Source organism: Streptomyces sp. NPDC004542 (genome assembly GCF_040610035.1).
In the GTDB taxonomy this organism is placed as follows: Bacteria; Actinomycetota; Actinomycetes; order Streptomycetales; family Streptomycetaceae; genus Streptomyces.
Window position 1 is genome coordinate 1 of the sequence record NZ_JBEXLP010000183.1, and the last position, 4057, is coordinate 4057.

Sequence of the window (4057 nt, forward strand, 5' to 3'; positions counted from 1 at the left end):
TCAGGAACCGGTCGATCAGCCGGACCAGTTCGGCGTCGGACAGGTCCTGGGCCAGCAGGTCCGCGTGGCGCGGGGACGCGCCGCCGCCCCCGCCGACGGCACCCAGCCGCGCCCCGGCTCCGCCGGGTCCGCGGGGGAGACCGGTGGGGTGCCCAAGGCCCCGGCTGTTCTGCCGCCGGGTCCGCGGCCGCCCGGGTTCGAGCCGGTGCAGGCGGCCGGGGGTCCGGTCGTCCCGCCCGGACCGGAGCCGTCCGGGTACGCCGGACCCGCGCACGGCAAGAGCCCCGCCCCGGCGCGCCCCGCCGTGCCCCCGCGGCCGGCCGTGGCCCCCGCCGTCCCGGACGGCACGGGCCCGGGGGGCGCCCACCTCGGTCGCCCCGCCCCGCCGCCCCCCGCCGGAGTCGACTACGTCGGGTCCGGGCCGCCCACCTACGATCCCGAACCCACCGCGCTGCCGGCCGCCGACCCGGAGGGGCTGGACGGACTGGTCGCGGACACCGTGCTGGACGGGGCGCGCTACGGGGCCTGCACGCTGCGGGCCGCGTCCGTGCGCGGGGACTCCGCGCGCTTCCGGGGCGAGCCGCGCCGCGACGCGCTGCTGACCGCGCGGTTCGGCAGCGGGGAGCAGGCGCTGGTGCTGGTGGCGATGGCGACCGGGACCCGGGCCGCACCGGGCGCGCACCGGGCCGCCGCCGAGGCCTGCCGGTGGATCGGACGGGCCGTGGGACTCAGCCACGCGCGCCTGGCCGAGGACATCCGGGCCGGCCGCCGCGGCAACCTCAAGTCCGGCCTGCACCGGCTCACCGACCGCAGCATCGGCAGGCTCCGCGCCAGCGCCACCGAACAGGGCATCGACCCGGAGGAGTACGCGGCCACCCTGCGCTGCCTGCTGCTGCCCGCCCACCCCGACTGCCGTACGCGGGTGTTCTTCGGCGTCGGCGCGGGCGGACTGTTCCGGCTGCGCGGCGGCGAGTGGCAGGACATGGAGCCACAGGTCTCCGCCGCCTTAGGCACCGGCGAACCCGTCCTGGGCCTCGGCTCACCGCCGGCCGGGACACCGGAGGGCGACCGGCTCACCATGGACCTCGGCATCCCGACGCCCCCGAGCCCGTTCGAGCCGGCGCCCCCGCCGCCCCGTGCACCCTTCCGGTTCCGCGCCTCCGTCGCCCGACCGGGTGACGCTCTGCTGATGTGCACCGCGGGCCTCGCCGACCCGCTGCGCGGCGAGCCCGCCCTCTGCGCCTACCTGGCACGACGCTGGTCCGGCCGCACCGCGCCCGGCCTCGCCGCGTTCCTCGCGGACACCCAGGTGAGGGTGAAGGGCTACGCCGACGACCGGACGGTGGCCGCCGTGTGGGAGGCGTAACCGCCGCCCCTGTGGATTGATGGAAGGCATGGCCAAGCAGAACGTCGCCGAGCAGTTCGTCGACATCCTCGTCCGGGCCGGCGTGCGCCGTCTGTACGGCGTCGTCGGTGACAGCCTCAACCCGGTCGTGGACGCGGTGCGCCGCAACTCCGCGATCGACTGGATCCACGTACGCCACGAGGAGAGCGCCGCCTTCGCGGCCGGCGCGGAGGCGCAGGTGACCGGGAAGCTGGCCGCCTGCGCCGGCTCCTGCGGCCCCGGCAACCTCCACCTCATCAACGGGCTGTACGACGCCCACCGCTCCATGGCCTCGGTCCTCGCCCTCGCCTCGCACATCCCGTCCAGTGAGATCGGCCTGGGCTACTTCCAGGAGACCCACCCCGACCGGCTGTTCGCCGAGTGCAGCCACTACAGCGAGCTGATCTCCAGCCCCGGGCAGATGCCCCGGCTGCTGCAGACCGCCATCCAGCACGCGGTCGGCCGCAGCGGGGTCAGCGTGGTGTCCCTGCCCGGTGACATCGCCGCCCAGCCCGCCCCGGAGAAGGCCGCCGAGGCGGCGCTCGCCGCCTCCCGGCCCACCGTCCGGCCCGGCGACGCCGAGATCGACGAACTCGTCCGGATGATCGACGAGGCCGGCCGGGTCACCCTGTTCTGCGGCAGCGGCACGGCCGGCGCGCACGCCGAGGTGATGGAGTTCGCCGGGAAGATCAAGTCCCCGGTCGGACACGCCCTGCGCGGCAAGGAGTGGATCCAGTACGACAACCCGTACGACGTCGGCATGAGCGGACTGCTCGGCTACGGCGCCGCCTACGAGGCCACCCACGAGTGCGACCTGCTGATCCTGCTCGGCACCGACTTCCCGTACAACGCCTTCCTCCCGGACGACGTGCGGATCGCCCAGGTCGACGTGCGCCCCGAAGTGCTGGGCCGCCGGTCCCGGCTGGACCTGGCCGTGTGGGGCGACGTCCGCGAGACCCTGCGCTGTCTGATCCCCCGGGTGCGGCAGAAGGACGACCGGCGGTTCCTCGACCGGATGCTGAAGAAGCACGCGGACGCGCTGGAGGGGGTCGTCAAGGCCTACACGCGCAAGGTGGAACGGCACGTGCCGGTCCACCCCGAGTACGTGGCCGCCGTACTGGACGAACTCGCCGCCGACGACGCCGTGTTCACCGTCGACACCGGGATGTGCAACGTGTGGGCCGCCCGTTACGTCTCGCCCAACGGCCGTCGCCGGGTGATCGGTTCCTTCTCCCACGGGTCCATGGCGAACGCGCTGCCGATGGCGATCGGCGCCCAGTTCACCGACCGGCGCCGCCAGGTGGTGTCGATGTCCGGGGACGGCGGGTTCAGCATGCTGATGGGCGACTTCCTGACCCTGGTGCAGTACGACCTGCCGGTGAAGGTGGTGCTCTTCAACAACTCCTCGCTCAGCATGGTGGAGTTGGAGATGCTGGTCGCGGGCCTGCCCGCGCACGGCACCACCAACACCAACCCCGACTTCGCCGCCGTCGCCCGCGCCTGCGGCGCCTTCGGGATCCGGGTCGACAAGCCCAAGCAGCTCGCCAGATCGCTGAGGGCGGCCTTCGAGTACAAGGGCCCCGCCCTGGTCGACGTCGTCACCGACCCCAACGCGCTGTCCATCCCGCCGAAGATCAGCGCCGACATGGTCACCGGGTTCGCGCTGTCCGCGTCGAAGATGGTGCTGAACGGCGGGGTGGGCCGCATGCTCCAGATGGCGCGCTCCAACCTGCGCAACGTTCCCCGGCCCTGACCGGCCACTGAGGCGCCGGCCACGTGGGACACCGGCCAATTCCGGCCAGTTTCGCGGAGCCGGCCGCGGTCACCGGGACGGTAAGCGGGTGCCGCCCGTCCGGAGTGTCGGTACGCCCGTGACGTACTGCGGCGGCCCATTCGTCCGGAACGCGGTTGCCACGGCGCTCGAGCCGCGCACGAGGTGTGCTGCATCCGTGGCCGAACCGCTGGTCGTCGGCGGCCGGGCATGACTGCCCACCGGCACATGGGGCATGGATCCCCGTGAACGTGTTCGACCAGGAGGGGCAACGGCGACGGCGTGCGGGCGGGGGACATGAAGAGGCAGGCACGAGGGGGCGGTCCCGTGGTCATCGGGGCCTCCTCGGCGAAGCAGGCGGGGGAAGATGCCGACACCACGGAACGGACGCGACCGCCCCAGCTGAGACGGAGACTGGGACGGGCGGACCTGCGGGCGGTGCCCGAGGCCCGCAGGGCGCTGCGCGAACTCCTCGGACAGTGGGGGAAGCCGGGGCGCTCCGACATAGCCGAACTGCTCACCAGCGAACTCGTCACCAACGCGCTCGTGCACACCGACCGCGACGCCGTCCTGACGGCCGTGGTCGACCCGCACGGACTGCGGGTGGAGGTACGGGACTTCGTCGCCCGCAGGCCCCGCCTGTGCGTGCCGGACGCCGACGACGGCACGCACGGCCGGGGCATGCTCCTGGTGCAGTCCCTCGCCGACGCGTGGGGGGTACGGGCGCACGGGGTGGGGAAGTCGGTCTGGTTCGAACTCGACGCGCAAGCCGCGTGAACGGGACGGGGGCGTGACCTTCGAAGGTCATCGAACGAGAACACGAATGGTCTGCTGCGGCAGTACTTTCCCAAGAGCACCGACCTGTCCGTCCACACCCGTGAGCACCTGGCCGCTGTCGCCGC

Annotated in this window: 3 protein-coding genes; all 3 read left to right on the top strand. The window is 73.7% G+C overall.

The window, feature by feature from the left end; translation table 11 throughout:
- Positions 1 to 64 precede the first annotated feature (64 nt).
- The 3 genes from ABZX30_RS37770 to ABZX30_RS37780 all read left to right on the top strand — a co-directional run bounded on the left by ABZX30_RS37770 (position 65) and on the right by ABZX30_RS37780 (position 3932).
- On the top strand, positions 65 to 1366 hold the full coding sequence (locus ABZX30_RS37770) for a protein phosphatase 2C domain-containing protein (protein WP_355942887.1): 1302 nt from the start codon (positions 65 to 67) through the stop codon (positions 1364 to 1366).
- Positions 1367 to 1394: 28 nt separating this feature from the next.
- Positions 1395 to 3137, top strand: a complete 1743-nt coding sequence (locus ABZX30_RS37775; protein ID WP_355942881.1) for a pyruvate dehydrogenase — start codon at positions 1395 to 1397, stop codon at positions 3135 to 3137.
- 345 nt (positions 3138 to 3482) lie between these two features.
- Positions 3483 to 3932, top strand: a complete 450-nt coding sequence (locus ABZX30_RS37780; protein WP_355942884.1) for an ATP-binding protein — start codon at positions 3483 to 3485, stop codon at positions 3930 to 3932.
- The last annotated feature ends 125 nt before the right edge of the window (positions 3933 to 4057 follow it).